Annotated in this window: 22 protein-coding genes; 2 read left to right on the forward strand and 20 right to left on the reverse strand. The window is 54.8% G+C overall.

Annotated elements, in window-relative coordinates; all coding sequences use genetic code 11:
• Nucleotides 1-271: 271 nt before the first annotated feature.
• Nucleotides 272-460 (forward strand): 50S ribosomal protein L28, encoded by a 189-nt coding sequence (gene rpmB / locus RB297_RS16740; RefSeq protein WP_006209230.1) that lies wholly within the window; start codon nucleotides 272-274, stop codon nucleotides 458-460.
• A 444-nt stretch (nucleotides 461-904) separates the two neighbouring features.
• Here the strand turns inward: rpmB and spoVM are convergent, their stop codons facing one another.
• The 18 genes from spoVM to RB297_RS16830 form a co-directional block, all read right to left on the reverse strand.
• Nucleotides 905-985 (reverse strand): stage V sporulation protein SpoVM, encoded by an 81-nt coding sequence (gene spoVM / locus RB297_RS16745; RefSeq protein WP_034273235.1) that lies wholly within the window; start codon nucleotides 983-985, stop codon nucleotides 905-907.
• A 162-nt stretch (nucleotides 986-1,147) separates the two neighbouring features.
• On the reverse strand, nucleotides 1,148-1,807 hold the full coding sequence (rpe, locus tag RB297_RS16750) for a ribulose-phosphate 3-epimerase (RefSeq protein ID WP_375120991.1): 660 nt from the start codon (nucleotides 1,805-1,807) through the stop codon (nucleotides 1,148-1,150).
• Between the two features lie 3 nt (nucleotides 1,808-1,810).
• Nucleotides 1,811-2,719, reverse strand: a complete 909-nt coding sequence (gene rsgA / locus RB297_RS16755) for a ribosome small subunit-dependent GTPase A (protein WP_375120992.1) — start codon at nucleotides 2,717-2,719, stop codon at nucleotides 1,811-1,813.
• Between the two features lie 51 nt (nucleotides 2,720-2,770).
• Nucleotides 2,771-4,909, reverse strand: coding sequence for a Stk1 family PASTA domain-containing Ser/Thr kinase (gene pknB, locus RB297_RS16760; RefSeq protein WP_375120993.1), 2,139 nt, complete (start codon nucleotides 4,907-4,909; stop codon nucleotides 2,771-2,773).
• A complete protein-coding gene (locus tag RB297_RS16765; RefSeq protein ID WP_009592617.1) occupies nucleotides 4,906-5,682 on the reverse strand; it encodes a Stp1/IreP family PP2C-type Ser/Thr phosphatase in 777 nt (258 codons plus the stop codon). Before RB297_RS16765 ends, pknB begins: the two co-directional genes overlap by 4 nt.
• A 6-nt stretch (nucleotides 5,683-5,688) precedes the next feature.
• Nucleotides 5,689-6,729, reverse strand: a complete 1,041-nt coding sequence (gene rlmN, locus RB297_RS16770) for a dual-specificity RNA methyltransferase RlmN (RefSeq protein WP_009592630.1) — start codon at nucleotides 6,727-6,729, stop codon at nucleotides 5,689-5,691.
• A 181-nt stretch (nucleotides 6,730-6,910) separates the two neighbouring features.
• Entirely contained in the window at nucleotides 6,911-8,293 is a 1,383-nt protein-coding gene (rsmB, locus tag RB297_RS16775) for a 16S rRNA (cytosine(967)-C(5))-methyltransferase RsmB (protein WP_213577534.1), read from the reverse strand.
• Entirely contained in the window at nucleotides 8,290-9,231 is a 942-nt protein-coding gene (gene fmt, locus RB297_RS16780) for a methionyl-tRNA formyltransferase (protein WP_096773139.1), read from the reverse strand. Before fmt ends, rsmB begins: the two co-directional genes overlap by 4 nt.
• Nucleotides 9,228-9,722 (reverse strand): peptide deformylase, encoded by a 495-nt coding sequence (gene def / locus RB297_RS16785; RefSeq protein ID WP_015734332.1) that lies wholly within the window; start codon nucleotides 9,720-9,722, stop codon nucleotides 9,228-9,230. The genes fmt and def overlap by 4 nt, the downstream gene beginning before the upstream one ends.
• 43 nt (nucleotides 9,723-9,765) lie before the next feature.
• Nucleotides 9,766-12,294, reverse strand: a complete 2,529-nt coding sequence (priA, locus tag RB297_RS16790; protein ID WP_036665915.1) for a primosomal protein N' — start codon at nucleotides 12,292-12,294, stop codon at nucleotides 9,766-9,768.
• Nucleotides 12,294-13,547 carry a bifunctional phosphopantothenoylcysteine decarboxylase/phosphopantothenate--cysteine ligase CoaBC gene (gene coaBC, locus RB297_RS16795; RefSeq protein WP_096773137.1) on the reverse strand — a complete coding sequence of 418 codons (1,254 nt, stop codon included), beginning with the start codon at nucleotides 13,545-13,547 and terminating at the stop codon, nucleotides 12,294-12,296. Before coaBC ends, priA begins: the two co-directional genes overlap by 1 nt.
• A gap of 124 nt (nucleotides 13,548-13,671) precedes the next feature.
• Nucleotides 13,672-13,872, reverse strand: a complete 201-nt coding sequence (rpoZ, locus tag RB297_RS16800; protein ID WP_009592612.1) for a DNA-directed RNA polymerase subunit omega — start codon at nucleotides 13,870-13,872, stop codon at nucleotides 13,672-13,674.
• Nucleotides 13,873-13,929: 57 nt separating this feature from the next.
• Nucleotides 13,930-14,502, reverse strand: a complete 573-nt coding sequence (gmk, locus tag RB297_RS16805) for a guanylate kinase (RefSeq protein ID WP_009592584.1) — start codon at nucleotides 14,500-14,502, stop codon at nucleotides 13,930-13,932.
• Between the two features lie 13 nt (nucleotides 14,503-14,515).
• Nucleotides 14,516-14,776: an extracellular matrix/biofilm regulator RemA gene (gene remA, locus RB297_RS16810; protein ID WP_006209218.1), complete on the reverse strand. Its 261-nt coding sequence runs from the start codon at nucleotides 14,774-14,776 to the stop codon at nucleotides 14,516-14,518.
• A gap of 53 nt (nucleotides 14,777-14,829) precedes the next feature.
• Entirely contained in the window at nucleotides 14,830-15,717 is an 888-nt protein-coding gene (locus tag RB297_RS16815) for a YicC/YloC family endoribonuclease (protein WP_375120994.1), read from the reverse strand.
• A 38-nt stretch (nucleotides 15,718-15,755) separates the two neighbouring features.
• Entirely contained in the window at nucleotides 15,756-17,627 is a 1,872-nt protein-coding gene (locus RB297_RS16820; protein WP_015734328.1) for a bifunctional homocysteine S-methyltransferase/methylenetetrahydrofolate reductase, read from the reverse strand.
• A gap of 181 nt (nucleotides 17,628-17,808) precedes the next feature.
• A complete protein-coding gene (gene dapF / locus RB297_RS16825) occupies nucleotides 17,809-18,645 on the reverse strand; it encodes a diaminopimelate epimerase (protein WP_036666168.1) in 837 nt (278 codons plus the stop codon).
• A 76-nt stretch (nucleotides 18,646-18,721) separates the two neighbouring features.
• Nucleotides 18,722-21,517, reverse strand: coding sequence for a calcium-translocating P-type ATPase, SERCA-type (locus RB297_RS16830; RefSeq protein WP_277748487.1), 2,796 nt, complete (start codon nucleotides 21,515-21,517; stop codon nucleotides 18,722-18,724).
• Between the two features lie 183 nt (nucleotides 21,518-21,700).
• On the opposite strand from RB297_RS16830, the gene RB297_RS16835 reads away from it, so the two are divergent.
• On the forward strand, nucleotides 21,701-23,464 hold the full coding sequence (locus RB297_RS16835) for an Rqc2 family fibronectin-binding protein (RefSeq protein ID WP_375120995.1): 1,764 nt from the start codon (nucleotides 21,701-21,703) through the stop codon (nucleotides 23,462-23,464).
• Nucleotides 23,465-23,572: 108 nt separating this feature from the next.
• On the opposite strand, the gene RB297_RS16840 is transcribed toward RB297_RS16835, so the two are convergent.
• Together RB297_RS16840 and RB297_RS16845 are read right to left on the reverse strand one after the other, a co-directional pair.
• Nucleotides 23,573-24,439: a PHP domain-containing protein gene (locus RB297_RS16840; RefSeq protein ID WP_096773134.1), complete on the reverse strand. Its 867-nt coding sequence runs from the start codon at nucleotides 24,437-24,439 to the stop codon at nucleotides 23,573-23,575.
• A 42-nt stretch (nucleotides 24,440-24,481) separates the two neighbouring features.
• Nucleotides 24,482-25,378: a selenium metabolism-associated LysR family transcriptional regulator gene (locus tag RB297_RS16845; protein WP_015734323.1), complete on the reverse strand. Its 897-nt coding sequence runs from the start codon at nucleotides 25,376-25,378 to the stop codon at nucleotides 24,482-24,484.
• Between the last annotated feature and the right edge of the window lie 49 nt (nucleotides 25,379-25,427).

The following is a 25,427-nucleotide window of genomic DNA, read 5'->3' on the forward strand; positions in this document are numbered from 1 at the left end:
TAAATAATAGACTTGCATGATTAAATGGATCATACCATCTTGATGGGCTGCCCTCTCGTCCTCTACGTCATTCGGCAGCTCCAAACCTCCTCGAAACATGCCGACCAGCCCACAATATACAGATCTTCGGAAATATTATGGACTAATCAACATTGTACTATAATGAGAAAGAGAAATAAATGTTTTTAGGACAGTTGACGGAGCAATTTTTACTGTGATATTATATTTAAGTATTGTTTCATGCAGGGTTAGGAACAAGGAGGTGTAATGAATGGCTCGCAAATGTTATGTAACAGGCAAGAAACCAAGCAGTGGTAACCATGTTTCTCACGCTAACAACCACAACAAGCGTTCTTGGGGTGTCAACGTTCAAAAGGTTCGCATTTTGGTGGATGGCAAGCCAAAACGTGTATACGTCAGCACTCGCGCTTTGAAATCCGGTAAAGTGACTCGCGTATAATCATCTCGTTATATGAAGAAAAACTTCTAAATCTCCAGGCACCATTTGTGGGCGATCCGGGACAAGGAAGTTTTTCTTGCGTTTAGATACATATTCTTCACCTAAACAAAAAGCACCCTGAGCAGATAACAGGTGCTTTTTTTATTTAGATATAAGAAAAATGAAAGAGCCGAACTCCCGCTTTCTTATATCGCAAGAAAAACTTCCGGTCGAACGCGGTCTGTCTTCGATAAGTACGTCGCTAGACACTCTTCTTATGATACAAGAAAGCGGCAGAGGCCATGCGCGCATTGGCTTTCTTATACCGCAAGAAAAACCTCCGCATACAAGATGCGGTATGTCCTCCATGCGATCTATCGGAGTGCTCTTCTCTTGCCTCATCCCCCGTAAACCGGCTGGCGGCGTCGGTCCCAGGCGGAGGTTTTGTTACGCCGGGACAAGCTGTCAGCTCTTGTGAAACGTATTTAAGATGGCCTTCACAAAACCTCCCAAAAACTTCGGCAGCTTGAACGTATAGAATTTCATGTCTCACCCTCCCCAATCATTCTCATGCCTTCCTAGATTATGTTATGCACCAAGCCCTTAGATGTGAACACAGACAAAAAAGGCTACATGAGAACCCAGCTCATGTAACCATATTTATGCGGGAATCCCCCGCCCTATGCATCCCGTGCTCACGTTCTGAGGTCAAGATGTTACGCTGTCTCGGATTTGGGCAATGGCCGCCGCCCGATCCGGCTTGCCGAAGACCGCGCTGCCCGCAACCAGGACATCCGCTCCCGCTTCCACCACGAGCGGTGCCGTCTCCGCCGTAATGCCGCCATCCACTTCGATATGGATATTCGGATTCTCGGAGTTTGAAATCCATTCACGCAGCTGCGCAATCTTGCTTACGGTCCGCTCGATAAATGCCTGTCCGCCGAAGCCGGGATTCACGGTCATCACCAGCACCAAATCCACATCAGGAAGCACTTCCTGAAGGACATGGGCCGGCGTGGCCGGATTAATCGCGACGCCAGCCTTCACGCCATGCTCTTTAATGAGATGGATGACGCGGTGAAGATGCGGGCAGGTCTCGGCATGAACCGTGATCAAGTCTGCTCCTGCCTTGACGAAGTCGGCAATATACAACTCCGGCTGTTCGATCATCAGATGCACGTCGAGCGACAGGCCCGTATGCGGTCTGATCGCTTGGACGATCGGCGGCCCCAGAGTAATATTCGGCACGAAATGCCCGTCCATGACGTCCACATGAATCCAGTCGGCCCCGCTCGCTTCGGCTTCCTTAATTTCCTGCCCCAGCTTTGCAAAGTCCGCCGACAATATGGATGGCGCAATTTTTATCATGATTCAGTACCTCCGCTTCTTGTCTTTCATCTCGGTATAAAACTCCACGTAATGCTCATAACGGCTTGCCAGGATGATTCCATCCTCTTTGGCTTGAATCACCCGGCAGCCAGGCTCCTGGATGTGATTGCAGCCTCTGAATTTGCATTCAGCCGCATAAGGAGCAAACTCCTTGAAGCAGGTCGACAGCTCCTCGACACCAAGCTCCAGAAAATCCAGCTGGCTAAAGCCGGGCGTATCGGCAACATAACCTCCGTTATCAAGCTCAATCAGCTCCACGTGGCGCGTCGTATGCCGGCCGCGGCCAAGGCGCAGGCTGATTTCGCTGGTCTCCAGCGAGAGGCCCGGCATCAACGCATTGAGCAGGGACGACTTGCCGACGCCGGATTGACCGGAGAATACGCTGATTCGACCGGCCAGGCGGTCCTTCACCTCTTCGGTACCGATGCCTTGCAAGGAGCTGGTTATAAGCACTTCATACCCGATTTCTTCGTACTGGCGCTTGACCTGCTCCAATACATCATCCGAGTCGTCTGCAAGGTCCTGCTTCGTCAGGCAGATCAACGCCTCAAGGCCCGAATGCTCAATATGTACCAAGAACTTGTCCAGCAGATGCAGGCTCAAGTCCGGTTCCTTGACCGAAAACAACAGCACCGCCAAGTCGACGTTCGCGACAGGCGGGCGAATTAATTGGGAAGACCGTGGAAGTATTTCATCCACGGTCCCCTCCCCATTCTCAGTCAATGAATACTTCACGCGATCTCCAACGAGCGGAGAGATGCCTTTCTTTTTGAAAATGCCGCGGGCTCTGCATTGAACCGCTGGGTCCTCCCCGGATATAATGTTGCCATCCTGCAGTGGTTTGACATAGTAATATCCGCTTAGTGCCTTCACGATCAGTCCCTCTAGCATATAATAGGCCCTCACCTTTCTTGTTGAAATTAGTGTTCTCATGACTTGTTTCTAATCGTTGTCTTTGCCTTTGCCCTTACCCTTGCCGTTTCCTTCGCTGCCGTTATCCCAGTGATAAGCAGCATCATCTTCCTCATTCGAACCGTCCTCGCCATTTCCCTCATCCGGGTTGGTGTCCACCGGTACATCAGGTTGCTCAGGCGGCTGCTCAAAGGTCGGCTGCGGCACGGTTCCGTTCTTGACGTCGGTGTAGCTTACGCTGTACGTATCCACCTGGCGGCCGTCACGGAATATCATGACCGTCGCGTGTTTGTCGGGAGCAAGCAGCAGCTTAACGGGTACCATTTCGGAAGTCGTAATGGTCTTGTTTACGGCTTCCTGGTTGTCTCCCAGCGCGTCGCTGAAGACCACCCGGATTTTGCTTTCTTGTCCTTCGGCGCTCGGCGACACCGGTACGCTGTAATTATACTCGAGCGCGTCCGAAGGATAGCCGGAGCTGACGAACAGCGTGATATCGGAGCCTGGTGCAACTTGTTGATTGGCCTCATGCGGCCATTGCTCTATTACGATGCCCTTTTTCACTTCAAAACTAGATCTCTCTTTGATTGCTGCAATCTTAAAGCCATTTGACTCCAAAATATTGACGGCATTCTCCTGCTCTAAGCCAACCACGCCCGGCATAGGGACCAAATTCTTGCCCTCGCTCACCGTTACGCTGATTACTTCAGTTTCTGGATCTATTTTTGTACTGGCTTCCGGGCTTTGTTTAAAGATCTTGCCCTGAGGTACTTCATCATTTTTTTCAGACGATCGCTTGATGGAGGTTTCCTCGACTCCAATCTCTTTTAATGCAGCAACTGCCTCATCAAACGTCATCCCATTAAGGTCCGGCATTTCCGGGAGCGGCTTCGCATCCCCGACCGACAATTGAACCGGTGAGCCCTTCTTCAGCATGGTCTCTGGTTCCTTGTCCTGTGCAAACACGACGCCTTCATCCACATTCGGTTTATATTCGCGAATGACTTCCTCATTCACCGTCAAACCTTGGGCCTCTAGCTCGCGGATCGCTTCCTCCTCCGTCATGCCTACCACTGGCGGCACCTTAACCTCCGGCACCTCCAGCATATTGTTCACATACATGACGACGCCTAACATAAGGCCGAGGAATAAGAGTACAGAGCCGATAATGATGGTCGGCTTGACCCACTTTTTCTTCGGCTTGCCGGTTGGCTTTTCCTCAAACTCATCGTCGTCCGAATCGTCATCTTGGTCGTGATGATGCTGGCTGCTGCGCTGCATCGTTTTGAGCGCCGGCATGACTAGAGTAGAATCGGCATCGTCCTCGAACTCCATCTTCGGCTCATTGAGGCGCATCGGCATCAAACACGTCTCGAGGTCGTCCATCATTTCTTCCGCGGACTGGTAACGCTCCTCCGGATTTTTGCGCATGGACTTCAGGATGATGTTCTCCACGCTTTGAGGAATGAGCGGGTTCACTTCCCTAGGCTCGTCAAATTCCTCCTGCAGATGCTTCAGTGCAACACTGATCGGGCTCTCGCCCAGAAAAGGAAGACGGGCCGTGAGCATTTGATATAATACGATACCAAGTGAATATAAATCCGATTTCTCGCCCGTCACGACGCCCTTGGCGTGCTCCGGCGAGAAATAATGCACAGAACCCACGACGGAGCCTGTCTGCGTAATGGTTGTCGACGTGACCGCCCTGGCAATGCCAAAGTCGGTAACTTTGACCCTCCCGTTACGGCCAATCAGAATGTTATGCGGTTTAATATCGCGGTGAATAATCTGGTTATGATGGGCATGCCCCAATGCATCGCAGATCTGGGTCGCAATCCGCACGGCTTCTTCGACCTGCAACGGCGCCCGTTCTTTAATGATTTCATTCAAATTCTGACCTTCGATATATTCCATGACGATGTAATGCACATCTTCCTCTTGGCCCACATCGTAGATGCTGACCACGTTGGAATGCGACAATGAAGCCGCCGATTGTGCCTCACGCCGGAAACGGCGAATAAATTCCTCGTCGTGCACAAACTGCTGGCGCAGCACTTTGATCGCTACGTTCCGGTTCAGCAAAATATCCTGAGCCTTGTAGACCAGCGCCATGCCGCCGCCGCCGATGCGTTCGATAATCTTATAACGACCAGCCAATTCATGTCCGATCATGAATCCCACCCCTTTATACGTTGCCCGACAACCTCTTCTTGATGTTCAAACATTGCGACTGTGATGTTGTCCTCACCGCCAGCGAGAAGCGCCAGTTGAAGCAGGCGATCCGCTCTTTCTTCCAGAGGAAGGTCAAGTGAACCGGAAATTTGTCCGATCAGCTCGCGGCTGACCCGGTTGCTGAGTCCGTCACTGCATAGCAGCAGCACTTCGCCTTCCCCGAGCGTAACCGGCGTAAGCTCAACCGTCACGTCCACATCCGTTCCAAGTGCCCGGCTTAATACGTTTTTCCGGGGATGGGTTTCCAGTTGATCTTCCGTAATCTGACCGCTCTTAAAAAGCTCATTAACCAATGTGTGATCATCCGTGAGCCGAATGACTTGTCCGGGAACGACTTTGTAAGCCCGGCTGTCCCCGATATGACCGATATAACCTTCGGAGCCTCGCAGCAGCACCGCTACGATCGTCGTGCCCATATTGTGAAGCCGCTCATCTGCCGAGGCTTCCTGATAGATAACTGCATTGGCGTGCAATATGGCATCGCCAAGCGCAGCCCGAACGCCGTCCATGGACATGTCCTGCTCCAAAGAGGACAAATCCGCGGCCACGGTATCTACCGCAAGCCTGCTGGCGGTGTCGCCCGCAAGGTGGCCGCCCATGCCGTCGGCAACCACACCCAAGGTATAGCCATGCTCCAATGTGCTAACAAATACCGAATCTTCATTAACAGGACGAACGCGTCCCACATGGCTTACATGAACCGTCTTGATCAAATCTTCTCACCTCAACTCCATATGCTTGGCCCGCAGCTGGCCGCAAGCGGCAGCGATATCATGGCCTTGTTCACGACGGATGGTCACATTGACCCCCTTGTCTGCTAACGCACGTTGAAATTTGAAAATATCGTTACGCGATGTGCGAACATATTTCCGTTCCGGCACATGGTTAACCGGAATCAGATTGACGAAGCAGTTCATATCCTTGATGACGTCCGCAAGCTCTTCGGCATGCTCCACCTGATCATTCACCCCGCCGATCAAGGCGTATTCAAACGTAATGCGGCGTCCGGTTTTAGCCTGGTAATAACGAAGCGATTCAATCACGTCGTCAAACGGGAACCGGCGGTTCACGGGCATCAGCTTAGAGCGCAGCTTATCGTTCGGCGCATGAATGGAGATGGCCAGATTAATCTGGGTATCCTCTTCGGTGAATTTATAGATGTTAGGCACAATGCCGCTCGTGGATACGGTAATGTGGCGTTGGCCGATATTCAATCCTTTTTCATGGATCATCGTGCGCAGGAATTTCATGGTCGCCTCATAGTTCTCAAACGGTTCGCCTGAACCCATGATCACGATGCTGCTGACGCGTTCTCCCGTTTTATCGAGAATCTTCTGTGCCTGAACCACCTGGGCAACGATTTCGCCGGAGGTCAGGTTTCGCTTCAAGCCTCCCAGCGTGGAAGCGCAGAACGTACATCCGATACGGCAGCCGACCTGCGTCGTAACGCAGATGCTGTTGCCGTAGTTATGCCGCATGATGACGGTCTCGATGGCATGGTCATCATGAAGGCCGAACAGAAACTTGACCGTTCCGTCCTTGGATTCCAGCTTGGTGATCTCCGTCAGGGTCACGAAGCTGAATTCCTGCTCCAGCTTGGCCCGAAGCTCTTTGGACAGATTCGTCATTTCCGCGAAGTCGTTCACCCGCTTCACGTACAGCCAGTCATAAATCTGGGTTCCCCGAAACGCGGGCTCCCCGTTCTCTTGAGCCCAGGCTTGAAGCTCTTCCAGTGAATAATCATATATAAAAGGTTTCATTCTCACCACACCTGTCTAGTTTAAAGGATGTCCGGCCAGCATTCTTCCGAACGCTCCCTATTTCATTCATATGCATCTCTTTTTTCATTCTTCCTATTCTAACATAAATAAAAGAGACGGTAAAAGAGGAAAACCCGCCGGCATAGGCGGGATACGACTATAGTCATGGCGGCAAGCGCCCTTAAGAGGAACGTCTGCCGAGTCTGGCAATGTAAAAGCCGTCGCTGTGATAGTGCTGGGGCAGGATTTGAATGCCGCCGCCTCGCGCAAGCGAATTCTCGCCCAGCCGGCTTAAGGCTCCAAGGCCGTCTTCAGCAATGGCGAATTCGGAATGGCCTTCTAGAAAAGCAGATACCACGCCTTCATTCTCCATCGGTTCAATCGTGCACGTGCTGTATACCAAGATCCCTCCGGGACGCAGCAAGGTCGAGACCGACTCCAGCAGCCTGAGCTGCAGCGCCGCAATCTCATGGATGTCCTCCTGGGACTTGCCCCACTTCAGATCCGGCTTGCGCCGGATCACGCCAAGGCCGGAGCAGGGAGCATCCAGCAAAATTCGGTCGAAAGACGCAGGCTCGAAGCGGTCTGCCAAATCCAGCGCATCCCCCGTCACGATCGAAATGCTGTCCAGTCCCAAACGACTGGCTTGATCCGATATCAGCTTCCCTTTATGGGCATGAATATCGTTGGCGACGATGCTACCCTCGTCCTTCATCAGCTCGCCCATATGGGCGCTCTTTCCGCCCGGGGCCGCGCAGCAATCGAGGATGCGCATGCCCGGCTCAGGCTGAACGGCCTCGGCCACGAGCATCGAGCTTTCGTCCTGGATCGAGATCATCCCGTCACGATACCAATCGGTCAAGGCCATATTGCCCGCGCCCTTAACGACAATCCCGTAGGGACTAACTGACGATGGGGAAGCGTCCAGGCCATGGCTGCCCATTAATTTCAGCATGTCATCGCGGCTGATCATCGTGGTGTTCACCCTTACGCTGACAGCCGGCGGTTCATTGTTTGCGGCACAGATCGCCTCCGTTGCCTCCGTACCGTACTGGGAAATCCAGCGCTCCACCAGCCACTGCGGATGGGAATGCAGAAGGGAAATGCGCTGGGCGTCCGTCATATCCTCCGGAATGGCCAGGGTTTCCTTCTGACGCAGAATATTCCGAAGCACCCCGTTCACCATGCCGGAGATCCCTTGATGCCCGCGGCGCTTCGCCAGATTAACGGCTTCGCTGACAACCGCATGGTCCGGGATCCGATCCAGGTACACGATCTGATAAAGGCTGATGCGAAGCAGCGCCCTTACCCAAGGCTGAAGCTTCCGCACCCCTTTGTTGACAAACTTGTCCAAAAAATAATCAAGCGTGTTCAGCCGCGAGATCGTGCCGTAGATCAACTCCGTGGCTAGTCCCGCGTCGCTCTTGGCAAGCGAGGACTTCTGCAGAGCGGAGTTGAGCAGGAGATTGCTGTACGCCCCCTCCTGCTCAACCTGAGTCAATACATTCATCGCCAGCTCCCGGGGAGAGTCCAGGCGTCCCTTCGGGCTGCGGTTTCCGCTCACGACAGCACCGTCCCGGCCGTCAGGCTCGTCCCGCGGACGAATTGCGCCGCATCCATTGCCTTCTTGCCGCTAGGCTGAACCGTAAGCAGCGTCAGCGTACCGTCGCCTGTTTTCACGACGATCCCTTTCTCATGCAGCTCAAGCACGGTCCCGGGCTGCGCATCGCCAGATGGCTTCTGGGCGCTGTCCGGCTTAGCCGCTGCCCATACTTTAAACACTTCGCCGTTCCACAGCGTGAACCCGCCGGAATAAGGAACCAGGCCGCGAATCTGATCGTAGATTTCGCGGGAAGTGCGGCTCCAGTCGATCTTCTCGTCATCCCGGGTCAGATTCGGAGCATACGTTGCCTTCGAATCATCCTGAGGCTCGGCCTCCACCTTGCCCTTCACGAGCCGCGGCAGCTCCCGCCGAAGCAGCTCCGCGCCGGCTTGGCTCAGCTTCTCGAACATGGTTCCAGCCGTATCATCGTCTTCAATAGGGACCTCGGTGCGGGCGATCATGTCCCCGGTGTCGAGTCCTTCCGCCATATACATCAGCGTGATGCCCGTGACGGACTCTCCATTGATGATGCTCCGCTGAATCGGCGCTCCTCCCCGATAAGCGGGGAGCAGCGAGCCGTGGACGTTCAGGCAGCCAAGCGCCGGCATATCCAGCACCGATTTCGGCAGGATTTGGCCGTACGCGGCCGTGACGATCAGATCGGGTTTATATTCGGCCAATTCGGCCACGGCTTCCGGATTCCGCAGTCGCTGCGGCTGCAGGACAGGGATGCCGTGACGAAGGGCGGCTTCCTTGACCGGCGTCGGGGTCAGCACTTTTTTGCGCCCCTGCGGACGGTCAGGCTGCGTAACGACGGCGGCTATCGTGTATCCTTCGGCAATCAGCATTTCCAGACTGGGTACTGCAAAGGCGGGGGTGCCCATAAATACGATATTCATCGGTTCTCCAACTCATTTCTCGGCTGTTCCGGAACGTACTCATACACCCGGTCGGCGATTTCCGTAAACAGCACCCCGTTCAAATGATCGATTTCATGCTGAAATGCTCGCGCAAGCAGCCCTGTACCCGTAATGACAAGCTCATTTCCTTCGCGGTCAAGCCCCTTAACCGTTACTTTCTCCGCACGTCGAACATCCCCGTTCCAGCCTGGAATACTCAGGCAGCCTTCCGGCCCGAATTGCTCGCCTTCGCTCTCCACGATCTCCGGATTGATCATCTTGATCAAGCCGTGCTCATCGCCCGCATCGATAACAATCAGGCGCTTCAGTATGCCGACCTGCGGCGCGGCCAGCCCGACGCCTTCCGCATCGTACATGGTATCGGCCATATCGTCCAGGAGCTTTTGAACGTTCGGCGTAATTTTAGTAACTTCCTTTGCCTTTTTATGAAGAACCTCATCCGGTTCTTTAACGATAATACGAATCGCCATGTCTACGACACCATCCTTGTGCTTTTCATCATTATATGCGCTATTACATTAACATTTGCGGATCAACGTCAATACTGATTTGGAGCTTGCCGTCCCGCGCCGAATCCTGAAGCTTCTCGGCAACCGAACGCACCAGCGAGACAGCATCCATCGTTCCCCGCCATTTTATCATACATTGAAATCTGTATCTATTTTTTAACCGCGGAATGGGGGAAGCCACCGGACCCAGGATATCGAGCGCGCTTGCGTCGAACCGGTCCAGGCTTCCGAACCATCCCCGGCGGTCGGATTCGCTTTTGATGGCAGCGGCAAAATTCTCTGCCAGTCGTACGAGCAGCGGCAGCTGTTCATGCGACAGCGTCACCAGAATCAGCCTGCAGTACGGCGGATAATGGAGCGCTTTGCGGTGCTTCAGCTCATCCTTGACGAAGGATAAATAATCATGGCTGCTTGCATGAATAATCGAATAATGCTCGGGCGTGTAGGATTGGATGACCACTTCACCCGGCAGCTGATGGCGTCCCGCTCTTCCGGCCACCTGGGTCAGCAGCTGAAACGTCTTCTCGGCCGCCCGGAAGTCGGGCAGGTTCAGCGCCGAATCGGCCGTAATGACGCCGACCAGGGTGACATCCGGGAAATCCAGGCCTTTGGCGACCATTTGGGTTCCAAGCAGCACGTCGCCCTTTTTATCCCGAAACTGCTTCAGCAGCTTCTCGTGGGAGCCCTTCTCGGTCGTCGTGTCCACGTCCATCCGAATGACGCGAATCCCTGGGAACAGCTTGGCCAATTCTTCCTCGACACGCTGCGTGCCCGTACCGAAATAGCGTATATGCTCGCTCCCGCAATCCGGGCATACCTCCGGGGCCTGTGCGGCGTAACCGCAATAATGGCAGCGCAGATTGTTCGATTTCTGATGGTAGGTCAGCGAAATATCGCATTCCGGACAGCCTGCCACATATCCGCAGCTCCGGCACATCACGAAAGTGGAATACCCCCGCCGATTCAGCAGCAGCACCGTCTGTTCTCCGCGTTCCAGCCGCGCCGAAATCGCGGCATGCAGGGAGCGGCTGAACATGGAGCGATTCCCTTCCCGGAGCTCCTCCCGCATATCCACGACCTGAACAGCCGGCAGCTGGTTGCCCAGCGCACGGCTCGGCATCTCCAGCAGATGCGGAGCAAAATCATCCTGAGCCTGCGATCTCGCCGCATGGTAGCTTTCAAGCGAAGGCGTTGCCGAGCCCAGAATGACGGCTGCGCCTGTCAGCGAGGCACGGTGAATCGCCACGTCCCTGGCATGGTACTTCGGCGTTTCTTCCTGCTTATATGAACTTTCATGCTCTTCATCCATAATAATAAGGCCAAGTCGGTCAAACGGCGCAAACACCGCCGATCGTGCTCCCACGACAACCGAAGCCCGGCCTTCCCTAATTTTGCGCCATTCATCGTAGCGCTCACCATCCGAAAGCCGGCTGTGCATGACGGCCACGCGGTCGCCGAAGCGGGCTTTGAACCGCTCCACCATTTGGGGTGTGAGCGATATTTCGGGCACCAGGACAATCGCCTGACGCTCCTGATCCATGCAGCGCTGAATGGTCTGCAGGTAGATCTCGGTCTTGCCGCTGCCCGTTACCCCGTGCAGGAGAAACGCGCCATGCTTGCGTTCATCCAGCTTGCGCACGATGCTCCGGTACACCGCCTGCTGCTCCGGCGTGAGCGCCAGCGGGGCGCTGGGCGTAAAGTGCCGTCCCCGGTACGGGTCGCGGAACACTTCGACATCCTCAAGGGTAATCAGTCCCTTGTCGGCCAGCGCCTTCACGGTGCCTGCGGTGACGCCGAGCGTCTGCAGCAGATCCTTCTGCGATATCGGCAGGAAGTCCTCCATCTCTACGATATATTGGAGCACTTCCTTCTGCCGCTGAGCCTTAGCCGGAAACGAAGCCAGCGCCACATGCGCTTCCTCGCTCGAAACGGCAAGCTCTACCGCTTTCATCGTTTTTTTCTGCAGTTTGTCCTTGATTTGCTGGAATTCGCTTAACCGCCCCCGGCCGATCAGCGCTTTTACGGTGGCTGCCGCATCCGGAAACGCTCGCGTTAACTGCTGGAGCGACACCTCGCCTCGCTGACTGACAAACCGGATGATCTCCTGCTCCAATTCGCTTTCCGGGAGGAGCGCGAATAATCCGCCGCTTTCATCCGACAAGCCCGCATCCGGCTCGCCAAGGGAAATATACCGCTCGGCTTTTCCCTTCAGCGCCGTTGGCAGCATCGATTGAAGAGCGGATATATAACGGCATGCATACCGCTCTTTCATCCATTCTCCAAGCTCAATCAGCTCAGGCGAGAGCGGAGGCATCACATCGAGGACTTCCTGAATGGGCTTCATTTTGGCCGTATCCATCTCGGGCCGGGGATGCAGCGAAACCACGAATCCCTGAAGCGTACGGTGACCGAACGGCACGCCGACCCGGCTGCCTACCTCGACCCATGGCCGGAGCTCCTCCGGAATCAGATAATCAAACGGACGGTCCGTATCCTTGGACGGCACGTCCACAATCACACGGGCCATTTCCATCAGGATAACCTCCCGGTCAACCGTTCGGCCGCCAGCGTTAACAGCCTCATGGCCACTTCCTCCTTGGACATCACGGGCAGCTGCAGGACGAGCCCTTCTGCATCGAATATATGAACGCTGTTCGTGTCCGTGCCAAAGCCGGCGCCTTCCTGCGTAACATCATTGGCAACGATCAGGTCGCAATTTTTGCGTTTCAGCTTTTCCCTGGCGAACTGCTCCACCGTATCCGTCTCGGCGGCAAATCCGATCAAGAACTGGGAGGTCTTTTGGCGTCCCAGGCTTTCCAGGATATCCGTGGTCTTGACAAGATCCAGCGTCATCGTTTCCCCGCGCTTCTTGATCTTTGACGTCGCCGCCTCCGCAGGACGATAATCGGCGACCGCTGCCGCCTTAACCACGATATCGCTCGTATCGAACACGCGCTGCACCGCTTCGTACATATCCTGGGCCGACTCCACTCTCTCGGCAGGAATCCCCTCTGGCGGGGCTTCATCGGTATGAGCCGCAATGAGGTGGACGTCCGCTCCCAGCTGCTTGGCGGCTTTAGCAATCGCAAACCCCATTTTTCCGGAGGAATCATTCGTGATATAACGGACCGGATCAATGCGCTCGATCGTACCGCCGGCCGTGACAACCACTTTTTTGCCGTGCAATATGCCTGTCGATGTGCTTTCCACATCCTGATTCGACGCCGCGGACTCGGCTGCGCGCCCTTGGAAAAACCGTTCAACCACATCCACGATCGTATCGGGCTCCTCCATCCGTCCCTTTCCGACGTATCCGCATGCCAGAAGTCCCTCTCCGGGTTCAATCATGGACACCCCGCGGGAAACCAGCGTCTCCATGTTGGCCATGACGGCCGGATGCGTGTACATATGCACGTTCATCGCCGGCGAGATCATGACAGGAGCCGTGGTCGCAAGCAGCGTCGTGGTCAGCATGTCATCCGCCAGGCCATGTGCCATCTTGCCGATGATATTGGCCGTCGCCGGAGCAATCAGCACCAGATCGGCCAGGTCGGCCAAGTGGATATGCGAGACGACCGAGGGGTCCCTTTCGTCAAAAGTATCGCTATAAACCGGGTTTTTGGTCAGCGTCTGCAGCGTTAATTCCGGAATGAACTGCTTGGCGGATTCCGTCATGATAACATGCACATCCGCTCCCCTCTGGACAAGCCTGCTGCATAAAGTCGCTGCTTTATACGCGGCAATGCCACCTGTAACGCCAAGTACGACGACTTTTCCGTTCAACATGACAATCCCCCGCTTTCCATTTGTATGAAGGCTGTACTTTCATATCTTCTCAAAAAAATAACAACCTTTCGGTTGTCACATTTTCGCGCGCTAACGCATGGTATTCGAATGTTGAAAAAAAGCCTTAGTCCTCTCCACGCTCGATCTTCACGTAATCGCCATAGATTTCTTCCAGAGCGACACCGACGAACTTATGGGATTTCGGATGTTTCAACTCGCTGACTTCTCCTTCACGCAATTGGCGTGCACGGCGGGAAGCCGCAACCACAAGAGAATATTTACTGTCCACTTTATTCATCATTTCATCAATGGATGGATATAACACAGTCGAAGCACCTCTTCTTTATTTACTTGAAAGTTTACGCCGTCTATGAAAAACAGCTTACTTTCTCACCTTACAATGTTCGGCTATAATGATAGATTGTATTCTCTCGCAAGCAAGATTGATTTCATCGTTCACTACGGCATAATCATAATGCTGCAGCAGATTGATTTCGTCAACAGCTACGGACATGCGGTGGTCGATCGTGGCCTGACTTTCTGTCCCCCGGCCCTGGATCCGATCTTTCAGTTCGTCCAGCGACGGCGGCATCAGAAACACAAAGATACCGTCCGGAAACTTCTCCTTGACCTTCAGCGCGCCCTGCACTTCGATCTCCAGTATAATATCCTTGCCGGTGGCTAATGTTTCTTCCACAAAATCACGCGGGGTTCCATAATAGTTCCCGACGTATTCCGCATATTCGAGAAGCTGGTCGTTCTCAATCATATCCATGAATTGTTCCCGACTTTTGAAAAAATAGTTTACGCCGTTTACCTCGCCGAGCCGCGGCGAACGCGTCGTAGCCGACACCGAATACACCAGTTCCGGAACCCGGCTGCGAAGTGCCGTACAGACGGTTCCCTTTCCAACCCCGGAAGGACCGGACAATACAATCAATAATCCTTTAGACATAGTACTCCTCATCTTATTCGTCGTTGTCGTCATCTTTGCTGGACAGACGGTGAGCCACCGTTTCCGGCTGTACGGCCGATAAAATCACGTGATCGCTATCGGTAATGATAACAGCCCGCGTCCTTCGGCCATATGTAGCATCAATCAGCATATGACGGTCCCGTGCTTCTTGAATGATCCTCTTGATCGGAGCCGATTCAGGACTCACGATTGAGATGATCCGATTGGCCGATACGATGTTTCCGAAGCCAATATTAATAAGTTTGATTGCCATAGTGCGGTTGCTCCCCCTATACATTTGACTCTTACTTGCCGATGAAACTGCGGTTATTCCACATTGGCGGCTTGTTCACGAATCTTCTCCAGTTCCGCTTTCATTTCGACAACACGGTTTACCAGAGTCAGATGATTGGCTTTCGATCCAATCGTATTGACTTCTCTGTTCATTTCCTGAATCAGAAAATCCAGTTTACGGCCTACAGGGCTTTTCTGAAGAAGCAACTCCCTGCATTGTTCCAAATGGCTGTGAAGTCGAATCAACTCCTCGTCCACATTGGAACGTTCAGCAAACAGAGCGACTTCCATTCCGAATATATGTTCATCAACAGCAAGCGATCCGTCATCAAGAGATTCAATGCGCTGCCGCAGGCGCTTCCGGTATTCGGCCGGAACCTCCGGAGCAAGCTCGGTCATCTCCCGGTGCAGCTGCTGCAAGCGGTCAAGCCTCTGCCCGATATCCTTCGCGAGAAAAGCGCCTTCCCTGCTGCGCATCTGGACCAGACCCTCAAGCGCTTGTTCCAGACCTTGAAGAAGCGCATCATTCCATAACCCCTGCTGCGCTTCATCCATGGAAAGTCCGCTCGGAGTAACAAGAACATCTGGCAGCGTCAAAATATCCCGCACCGCCAGATCTCCCGTGATTCCGTATGACTTCAAATCCTCGGCTGCCTGTAAATACGCTTGAACCATGGCACGGTTCAGCACGGCACCCTGAGACTCGCCGTTGTTTTCCTTGTTAATATAAACATCAATCCGTCCGCGTCCGATCCGGCTCTGTACCGCCCGTCGAAGCGAATCCTCGAAGAGTGCCCATTCACGGGGCATGCGAAAGACGATCTCGCAGTACCGGTGATTGACTGACTTCACTTCGAAAGAGATACTGTAGCCTTGAAAATCGACAACGGATTGCCCATATCCGGTCATGCTCAATGACATCGGAATCACATCCATTACACTATTGTAATTGATAATTATTAATGAAACAAGGGGGTCAATCGGCGGCCCGATTTCTCCCAGACGTACTCCATTAATTGTACGCTCATTTCATAGAACATAAACGGCGTCATCAAATAGATGCCGTTAAAATGCTCTGTCGCAACATCCAGCAGCTCCTTGCCGATCTTGACGCCCATCGCCCGACCCGCTTCGCCTTCAAGTCCCGCCATGCGGCTGCGGACTTCGTCCGACAGCTGAATGCCCGGCACCTCATTGTGCAAATACTCGGCATTGCGCCCGCTTGCCAGCGGCATGATGCCGATGAAGATCGGAATATCCAGATGCGCCGTCGCTTCCCGAAGCCTAACCATTAACTCGGGATCGTAAACGGGCTGCGTCATGACGTAATCGGCGCCCGAAGCAATCTTCTTCTCCAAGCGGGCAACCGCTTTGTCCAGATGCCTTACATTCGGATTGAACGCTGCCCCGACAACGAATTTGGCTTTTTGCTTCAGCGGCTTTCCGGAGAAAGCAATGCCGTCGTTCAGCTGCTTGATCATCCGAATGATTTCAAACGAGGTCATGTCGTAAACCGAGCTGGAATCCGGCAAATCCCCAAAACGGGCCGGATCCCCCGTCACCGCAAGCACATGGTCGATGCCGAGCGCGTCGAAGCCCATCATGTGCGACTGCGTCCCGATCAGGTTCCGGTCGCGGCAAGCAATGTGGATCAGCGGCCGCAGTCCCGTGCGTGCTTGTACCAGATGTCCGAGAGCCATGTTGCTCATGCGGGTTACGGCCAGCGAGTTATCCGCAAGGGTCAGCGCATCGGCTCCCGCTTTTTTCAAAGCTTCCGCGCCTTTCATGAACTTGGTGATATCCAAATCCCTCGGAGGGTCCAGCTCCACGATAACCGTATGCCGTTCCTTTACGATATCGACAATCGTCGGCTCCCCGCTGCGCTCGTAGAATTGCTCCTGGGCGGTTTCGTGAATCACGATCCGGTTGATCTCCGCCTCTTCGACGGCAGGGAGCGGCGAAGGAACGTAGCCGGATAGCGCCGAGGAAATTTCCGCGATATGCTCCGGCGTCGTCCCGCAGCAGCCGCCGATAATGCGGGCGCCGCGATCCGCAAACTCCAGAGCCGTTTTCCCGAAATACTCGGGACTCGCGCCATACCGGTATTCTCCGTCCACATAATCGGCGATTCCCGCATTCGGGTAGACCGAAGCCGGAAGATTCATGATGCCGTTCAGGGTTTCCAGCGCGCGCATGATGCCGTTCGGCCCCGTCCGGCAGTTAAACCCGATCACGTCCGCGCCTTCATGGCTCAATATGCGGTATGCATCCGGCATCGTGAAGCCGTCCAGCGTGCGGGCAATATCCTCCACCGCGAACTGGCAGATCACCGGCAGGTCGCTCAGCATCCGTGCCTGCGCCAAAGCCAATTGCATTTCATCCACGTCGTAGAACGTCTCGAGCAGGATGCCGTCAACGCCTTCGGAGATGAGTACGGACAGCTGCTCTTCGAAGTAACGCTTGAGCTCGCTCGTGGAAATATTGCTTCTTTTGCCTGCCCGAATGGAGCCGACCGCTCCCACCACATATCCTTGATCGCCGGCGGCTTCACGCGCAATTCTCACGCCTGCGCGGTTGATCTCTCCTACCCTCGCCTCCAAGCCGTATTTGGACAGCTTGTCATAATTGGCTGAGAACGTGTTGGTCTCGATGACCTGTGCACCAGCCTCAACATACTGGCGATGAACGTTCCCGATGACCTCCGGAGAGGTTAAATTCAGTTCTTCATATGAAATGCCTACAGGAAATCCTTTTTGATATAAATAAGTACCCATCGCGCCGTCACCGACCAGTACCTGATTCTCCCATGCCTGCCGAAGATTCGGTTTCATCGCGTTTTCTCCTCCACCCGACGTTTATTTTCAACTAATGTATCATAAAACCTCTGCAAAGATAAAGAGACAAAAGGGAGGCCTTTCGAAGGCCTCCCTACCGTGTCCGTCCCTGCAGGACAAACTTATGAACCTACTGTTTTTTCAACTGCCGGAGGAAGAGAAGCGGCCAGCGCATGCCCTAAATTGCCAACTTCCCTTTATATACAACCTCGGCCGGTCCCGTCATGTACACATGGTTGTCAAGCTCATCCCACTCGATGAACAGATCCCCGCCCTTAAGCGAGATCGTCGCGCTGCGGTCTGTGGCACCGTTCAGCACGGAGGATACCAGCGTCGCGCAGGCGCCGGTGCCGCAGGCCAGGGTCGGTCCCGCCCCGCGCTCCCATACCCGCATGTCCACTTGACCGCGTGAATTCACCGTTGCAAACTCCACGTTGATCTTTCTCGGGAAGAGCGGGTGCACCTCAAGCTTAGGCCCCCATACTCCGAGATCAAAGTTCACCGCATCGTCCACATAAATGACGCAGTGCGGATTGCCCATGGAAACGGCAGTGAATCGGAATTCCCGGCCGTCCACTTCAACGGGATGATTCACCACCGGATTGAGATCGACCAAGGTCGGCACGCTAAGTCCGTTCAGGACCGGTTCGCCCATATCGACCCTTACGCTGCTTACTTGACCGTCCTGCACCGTAAGACGCACCTGCTGCACGCCGGCTCCGATGGTTTCTATGGTAATCTCCTCGCGGTCGATATGGCCGTGATCGTACACATACTTCGCGACGCAGCGGATGGCGTTGCCGCACTGCTCCGCTTCGGAACCGTCCGAATTCATAATCCGCATCATGAAATCAGCCTTCGCGGAAGGCAAAATATATACAAGTCCGTCAGCACCGATGCCGAAGAAGCGGTTGCACAGCTTCACGGCCAATTCGGATGCATCGGATGGAAGTTCCCGTTCGCCGTATACGACAACGAAGTCGTTGCCCAATCCATGCATTTTCGTAAATTCCATCATAAAAACCCATCTCCTCTGCAATTGCTACGCTCGTGCTTAGCATATCGCAGAGGTGATGGGCTATCCATTCATTTTACGCCGAAATATTTGCACTCTTCGTCATCATGCCGCGGCGGTTCCGGTTGCGGTTCCGTCTGCCGCCCCACACGCTTCCGGCCCCCATCAGGAAGGTAGGAATGCCGGCGGCGACGAGTGTCAATGCCCACTCTTTCAGGCCAAGCGGAACCGTCTTGAAGATCGGCTGGAACGCCTCGATGTACATGACGCCGAGCATCAGCAATACCGAGGACAGCACGGCCAGAACCAAAGCTTTGTTCTGAAGCGGGTTCCGATGGAAAATCGAGCGCGAGCTGCGGCAGTCGAACACATGGATCAGCTGGGCCATGACGAGGGTAGCAAAGGCAACGGACTGCGCCTTGGCCAGCTGCGCCGGATCATTCGGCGCGATGCGCAGCGTGACCCAAAATGCGCCGAGCGTGCACAAGCCGATCAAGATGCCGCGGCTGATGATTTTCCAGCCTAGGCGTCTGGCGAAAATATTTTCCTTGGCCCCCCGCGGCTTGTGCTCCATCAGGTCCTTCTCCGGCTGGTCCACCCCGAGCGCCATGGCCGGGAGCCCGTCGGTGACCAGGTTTACCCACAGAATCTGGATCGGAACGAGCGGAAGCGGAAGCCCCATCATCATCGCAAAAAACATCGTCAGGATCTCGCCGACATTGGAGGCCAGCAAATAGCGGATGAATTTGCGGATATTTTCATAAATGCTCCGCCCCTCCTCAATCGCCGAAACAATCGTGGAGAAATTATCGTCACTTAGCACCAGCGACGACGCTTCCTTCGTTACGTCCGTACCGGTAATGCCCATGGCAATCCCGATATCCGAGGCTTTGATGGCCGGTGCATCGTTCACGCCATCCCCCGTCATGGCAACCACATGCCCCTTCCGCTGGAGCGATTTCACGATGCGAAGCTTGTGCTCGGGAGAGACGCGGGCATAAACGAAGGTTTGATCCACCCTCGCATCCAGCTCCTTGTCGTCCATTCGTGATAACTCCTGTCCCGATAGCGACAGACCGTTCCTTGGCAGGATCCCGAGCTGGGCCGCGATCGCTTCCGCCGTTGTCCGATGGTCGCCCGTGATCATGACGGTCTTGATTCCGGCGCGGCGGCACGTCGCAATCGCGTCGCGCACTTCACGGCGCGGCGGATCGATCATTCCGGCCAGCCCCACAAAGATAAGCTGGCTCTCGGCCTCTTTCTCCGTTTCCGGCTTATCATAGGAACGCAAATCCCGGTAAGCCAAACCAAGCACGCGCAGCGCGTTGGAAGCCATGCCTTCATTGGCGGCCAGCACCTTCTGACGGAGCGTGGAGGTCAGCGGCACGACGTTCCCGTCCCACATGATATAAGCACAGGCGTCCAGCAGGACGTCCGGTGCGCCCTTCGTGCAGAGCAAGCGTCCGCCCTGATGACTGACGATGACGGACATCAGCTTCCGCTCCGAATCGAAAGGAAACTCTTTGTCTCTTTGGTAGATAGAGTTCAGGCTGCCCTTCGTCAATCCCATTTTGGACGACAGCGTCAGCAGCGCTCCTTCTGTCGGGTCCCCTTTTAACTCCCAAGCAGCTGCCGCCGGCTCCTCCTTGCCCTTGCGCTTGCTCCGGGCTTCCTCCTGCACATTCTCATAGATCTCCGCATTGTTGCACAGCCCGCTGATTTGCAGCAGTCTGCGAAGCCCCTGATCGGATCTCAGCTCGACAGGCTTGCCTCTGTGGAGGATTTGACCCGTCGGGTCATACCCGTGCCCGGTCACTTCCAGCGTACGTCCTCCCAGCCAAACCTGGGTCACGGTCATTTTATTCTGCGTGAGCGTCCCCGTTTTATCCGAACAGATCACCGATGCGCAGCCCAGCGTCTCCACGGATGGCAGCTTGCGCACGATCGCTTTGCGCTTGATCATGCGCTGCACGCCGAGGGATAGCGCAATCGTGACGATGGCCGGCAGCCCTTCGGGAATGGCCGCTACGGCAAGGCTGACCCCTGCGAAGAACATCCCTGCTGCAGGCTGTCCATGCAGAATGCCTGCGACTACGACCAAGACCGTCAGCCCCAACGACACGGCGATCAGAATTTTGCCCAACTGCTCCAGGCGATGCTGCAGCGGCGTCTCCTGGGATTCCGTGTTTTGGATCAAATCGGCGATTTTGCCCATCTCCGTATCCATTCCGGTCCGGATGACAACGCCTTTACCCGTGCCGCGGGCCACCATCGTTCCCATGAACCCGATGTTCTTCCGGTCGCCCAGCGGAACTTCCGCATCGTGGATCGGCTCGGCATGCTTATTTACCGGCAGGGACTCGCCGGTCAAGGCGGACTCCTCGACGCTGCAGCTGTTGATCTCGAGCCAGCGAACGTCGGCCGGGATACGGTCTCCGCTCTCGACGAGAATGACATCGCCAGGTACGAGCTCTCTGGCCGTTAGCTGCACCACCTTGCCGTCCCGGATGACCTTGGAGGTCGGCGCGGACAGCTGCTTCAAGGCCCGAAGCGACCGCTCCGCCTTGAATTCCTGGATGAAACCAAGGATCCCGTTGATCAGGATGATGGCCACGATCGTGACGGCATCCAGATACTCGCCCAGCAGGCCGGATACCAGGGTGGCCCCAAGAAGCACCAGCATCATGAAATCCTTAAATTGATTCAAGAACAGAACAAATGGAGAAATTTTAACGCCCTCGGAGAGCTCGTTGTAGCCACTTTTTTTTCGCCTCTCCCCGGCTTCCTCTTCCGTGAGGCCGTGCTCCGGATGCATCTGCAGTACTTGCTGCAATTCATCCGTGTCCATCTGGTGCCATTGCTTTTGTTCCATGCTTCCTTTCCCTCCCGGTTGGTTTTGCAAGTTCCGGCGGATGACAGCTTTTCCACCCTTTCTACGTAAATGTATTCGGACAGGTCCTGAATTATCACAGAAGGGGCCTTAAGTTTTTAAGGGAAATATGGCATCATAGAGAAGTACGATTAGAAGGGTAACAGACAGATAGGAGAATGAAGGATGGCACTAGACGGCATTGTCACGCGCGCGATCGTGCATGAGCTTCAAGCCTGCCGGGGCGCACGAATCAATAAAATATATCAACCGAACGATCGGGACATCGTGTTTCACATACGCACCCAGCAAGGAAACGCCAAGCTGCTGCTCTCCGCAAACCCCACGTATCCCAGGGTGCATCTGACGCAGGAAACGTTTCTCAATCCGGCCGAAGCGCCGATGTTTTGCATGATTCTGCGCAAGCATTGCGAGAGCGGCATCATCGAGGACATCCAGCAGGTGGGCATGGAGCGGATCATCCATATGACGATTCGCCAGCGCGACGAGCTCGGGGATGTTTCCTCCAAGAAAATCATCGTGGAGCTGATGGGCAGACACAGCAACATCATTCTGCTTGATCCCGCGAGCGATACCATACTGGACGGCATCAACCATGTGACGCCCGCCATCAGCAGCTACCGCGTGGTCATGCCGGGATTTTCCTACACGAATCCGCCGGAGCAGCATAAGCGGAATCCGCTCGAAACCGAGCAGGAAGCTTTCCGGGAGTCCTGTCTGGTGAACGAGGAGTCGGCGGTCTCATGGCTGGTCGGCGAATTCAGCGGCCTAAGCCCGCTGGCAGCGCAGGAAATAGCCCACCGTGCAGGAGAAGGCCATCCGGGGGGAAACGAAGGGGAAAAAGAAAAAGATTGCGGCAGCCTGTGGCGTGCATTCGATGAGGTGATGGGACAAGTCCGCAGCCATCAATATACGCCTGTTACAGGTGTCAATCCCAAGGGGAAATCGGTATTCTCCGTCATACCGCTGACATTGCTTTCGGACGAGACCAGAACCTACGAATCGGTCAGCCAATGCATGGAGGATTATTACGGGGATAAGGCACAGCGGGACACGGTTAAACAGAAGGTCAGCGATCTCCTCCGATTCCTGCAGAATGAACGGACCAAAAACATCAAGAAGCTGGATAATCTGAACAAAGATTTGGAGGAAGCCGGCGATGCCGATCGGTACCGGATTTTTGGCGAGCTTCTCTTCGCCTCGCTCCATCAGATTCAGAAGGGCGACCGCGAAGTCCAGCTGATCAACTTCTACGATGAAGAGCAGGCGACCGTTACCATACCGCTGGATCCGCTCCTGACCCCATCGGACAATGCCCAGCGTTATTTCAAAAAGTACAACAAGTATAAGAACAGCCTCGCGGTCATCAACGAACAGTTAATCAAAACCCGCGAAGAGATCAACTATATCGAGAATCTTCTGCAGCAGCTGTCGCATGCTTCCCTGAACGACATCGATGAAATCAGGGACGAATTGGTCCAGCAGGGATATTTAAGAGACCGCAGCCGCAAAACGAAGAAAAAGAAGAAAAACGACAAGCCGACGCTGCATGTCTATACTTCATCCGAAGGCGTCGAGCTCTATGTGGGCAAAAACAACCTTCAAAACGAATACGTGACCAACCGTCTCGCTTCCTCGAACGACACATGGCTGCACACCAAGGATATCCCGGGTTCCCATGTGGTCATCCGCAGCAGCGAGTACGGGGACGCGACGCTCCAGGAAGCGGCGCAGCTGGCGGCTTATTACAGTCAGGCCAAAGAATCCAGCAGCGTGCCCGTCGACTATACGCTCATTCGCCACGTCCGCAAGCCGAATGGAGCCAAGCCCGGCTTCGTCATCTACGACAATCAGAAAACGCTGTTCGTGACGCCGGACGAGCAGCTGATCAAGGCCATGCCCAATTCGGTAAAAAACAATCGCAATTAAAATGAACGGAAGACGCGGATAGATCTTCATTCAGCCAAAAAAAACGGGTACCCCGCAAGGTCAAAATGACCATCCGGGATACCCGTTTTTCTTACCGTTCCGTCCGTCTTAGGTCCTTGCCCGTGCCTGTTGAAGCCGGTCAAGCACCTGGGTGGATACCTGGCGGCTGCCGATATCCCCATGGAATACCTGGCCCTGCCTCTGTCCATGGTAATCCGATCCGGCCGTCACGATGAAGCCGTACTCCTCGGCCATCGCCAAGTAACGTTCCTCCTCCGATACCCCATGGTCCGAATGATAGACTTCGATCCCCTTGAACCCTGACTCTTCAATGACCGTTCTGACCAACGCATCATCGCCGTAGAGCCCGGGGTGCGCAAGCACCGGCACGCCGCCGGCTTCACGGATCCATTCGCAGGCTTCCTTGGGATGGATCCGCGGCTGCGGTACATAGGCAGCAGCACCCTGGGCGAGATACCGGTCGAAGGCATCCCGCAGATCCAGGGCATGTCCTTTATGGACCAGCGCATCCGCAATATGCGGGCGTCCGATGCTCTCATCGGGCTCCAGCGGCCGCCCCAATACCGCAATGACTTCCTTCATCGTAAGCTCGATGCCAAGCTCGCGAAGCTTAGCCAAGATCTTCTCATTGCGCTTCTCCCTTGTGCGGCGCAGCGCTGCCAGCCGCTCCAGAAACACGGGGTCCCGGTGATCGACGTAATAGCCCAGAACGTGAATATCCGTCCCGCCTGCCATGGTGCTGATTTCTACGCCGGGGACCACGATGATGTTCAAGCGCTCTCCCGCTTGCAGCGCTTCCTCGATGCCGGCTACGGTATCATGATCCGTAATGGCCAAAGCCCCCAGTCCACGCTCATAGGCAAGCTGTACGTTCTCCGAAGGCGTATTCATTCCATCCGAAGCCTGGGTGTGCGAATGAAGATCGCAGCCCTTTCGAGACGCGAGTTTATCCATGGCGTTCAATCTCCTTTCGTTGTATATACGGGTATGCTTGCATTAACGCCGTCGCTCTCTTAAATAGGCCAAAAACGTCATCGCCGACATCGGCAAGAGCGCCGACCGCAAATGAATGGAATAGAAATTCCGTTTAAATGACGCATCCGCGATATCGATCATTTTGACTAACCCGAGCGCCGTCTCGTGCTTAACCGTAGAGGTTGACAGCATCGTGATGCCGAGTCCTTCCTCTACCGCCGATTTGACCGCTCCCGTGCTCCCCAGCTCCATCACCGTCTGGATGCTCTCGGGATCGTGCCCCCGCTCCAGCAGCACGTCCTCCATGACCTTCCTGGTGCCGGAACCTTTCTCGCGCAGCACAAACGGATACGTCAGCACATCCTTCAAATATATCGCATCCTCCCTTTGCGCTAAAGGATGGCTGGAAGGAACGATCAGTTTCAGCTCATCCTCCATGACCGCATCCAGCACCATGTCCGGATGTTCCACCGGAGCCTCGATCAGTCCGAAGTTCAGTTGATGGCTTGCGATTTCCTCGAGAATCTGCGTAGTGTTCATCACTTTGAGCATTATCGATATGTCCGGGTATTCCCGGCCGAAGGGCCCCAGCAATCGCGGCAGCACATACTCCCCGATCGTCAGGCTTGCCCCGAGCTGCAGCCTTCCCTGAAGTTTGTTCGAGAACGCCGCCATGGCCGCGTCCGTGGCCTGCGACAGCTCCAGGCTCCTGCGGGCAAAGGGGAGCAGCGTCCTCCCGGCCTCGGATAACTCCATGCGCTTGGTGGAACGGATGAGCAGCTTTGTCCCAAAGTACTCCTCCAGCGCCTGCACCTGCATCGTCACGGCCGGCTGGCTCATATGAAGCGCTTGCGCAGCAGCGGAAAAACTTCCGCGCTCGGCCACCGTGTAAAAGATATGTAGCTGGTGAAAATTCATCGTTTCGGTTCCCCTCTCGCTGCCGCTCTTGTTTTATATTGTAACGGAT

This window comes from Paenibacillus sp. CR_12 (assembly GCF_041953985.1).
GTDB lineage: Bacteria > Bacillota > Bacilli > Paenibacillales > Paenibacillaceae > Paenibacillus_AQ > Paenibacillus_AQ lautus_A.

Coding starts and splice junctions, on each gene's coding strand:
- rpmB (WP_006209230.1), top strand. CDS start 272: ATGGCTCGCAAATGTTATGTAACAGGCAAGAAACCAAGCAGTGGTAAC.
- spoVM (WP_034273235.1), bottom strand. CDS start 985: ATGAAATTCTATACGTTCAAGCTGCCGAAGTTTTTGGGAGGTTTTGTG.
- rpe (WP_375120991.1), bottom strand. CDS start 1,807: ATGATAAAAATTGCGCCATCCATATTGTCGGCGGACTTTGCAAAGCTG.
- rsgA (WP_375120992.1), bottom strand. CDS start 2,719: ATGCTAGAGGGACTGATCGTGAAGGCACTAAGCGGATATTACTATGTC.
- pknB (WP_375120993.1), bottom strand. CDS start 4,909: ATGATCGGACATGAATTGGCTGGTCGTTATAAGATTATCGAACGCATC.
- rlmN (WP_009592630.1), bottom strand. CDS start 6,729: ATGAAACCTTTTATATATGATTATTCACTGGAAGAGCTTCAAGCCTGG.
- fmt (WP_096773139.1), bottom strand. CDS start 9,231: ATGAATATCGTATTTATGGGCACCCCCGCCTTTGCAGTACCCAGTCTG.
- def (WP_015734332.1), bottom strand. CDS start 9,722: ATGGCGATTCGTATTATCGTTAAAGAACCGGATGAGGTTCTTCATAAA.
- priA (WP_036665915.1), bottom strand. CDS start 12,294: ATGGAAATGGCCCGTGTGATTGTGGACGTGCCGTCCAAGGATACGGAC.
- coaBC (WP_096773137.1), bottom strand. CDS start 13,547: ATGTTGAACGGAAAAGTCGTCGTACTTGGCGTTACAGGTGGCATTGCC.
- gmk (WP_009592584.1), bottom strand. CDS start 14,502: ATGTCTAAAGGATTATTGATTGTATTGTCCGGTCCTTCCGGGGTTGGA.
- remA (WP_006209218.1), bottom strand. CDS start 14,776: ATGGCAATCAAACTTATTAATATTGGCTTCGGAAACATCGTATCGGCC.
- RB297_RS16815 (WP_375120994.1), bottom strand. CDS start 15,717: ATGTCATTGAGCATGACCGGATATGGGCAATCCGTTGTCGATTTTCAA.
- RB297_RS16820 (WP_015734328.1), bottom strand. CDS start 17,627: ATGAAACCGAATCTTCGGCAGGCATGGGAGAATCAGGTACTGGTCGGT.
- dapF (WP_036666168.1), bottom strand. CDS start 18,645: ATGGAATTTACGAAAATGCATGGATTGGGCAACGACTTCGTTGTCGTA.
- RB297_RS16830 (WP_277748487.1), bottom strand. CDS start 21,517: ATGGAACAAAAGCAATGGCACCAGATGGACACGGATGAATTGCAGCAA.
- RB297_RS16835 (WP_375120995.1), top strand. CDS start 21,701: ATGGCACTAGACGGCATTGTCACGCGCGCGATCGTGCATGAGCTTCAA.
- RB297_RS16840 (WP_096773134.1), bottom strand. CDS start 24,439: ATGGATAAACTCGCGTCTCGAAAGGGCTGCGATCTTCATTCGCACACC.
- RB297_RS16845 (WP_015734323.1), bottom strand. CDS start 25,378: ATGAATTTTCACCAGCTACATATCTTTTACACGGTGGCCGAGCGCGGA.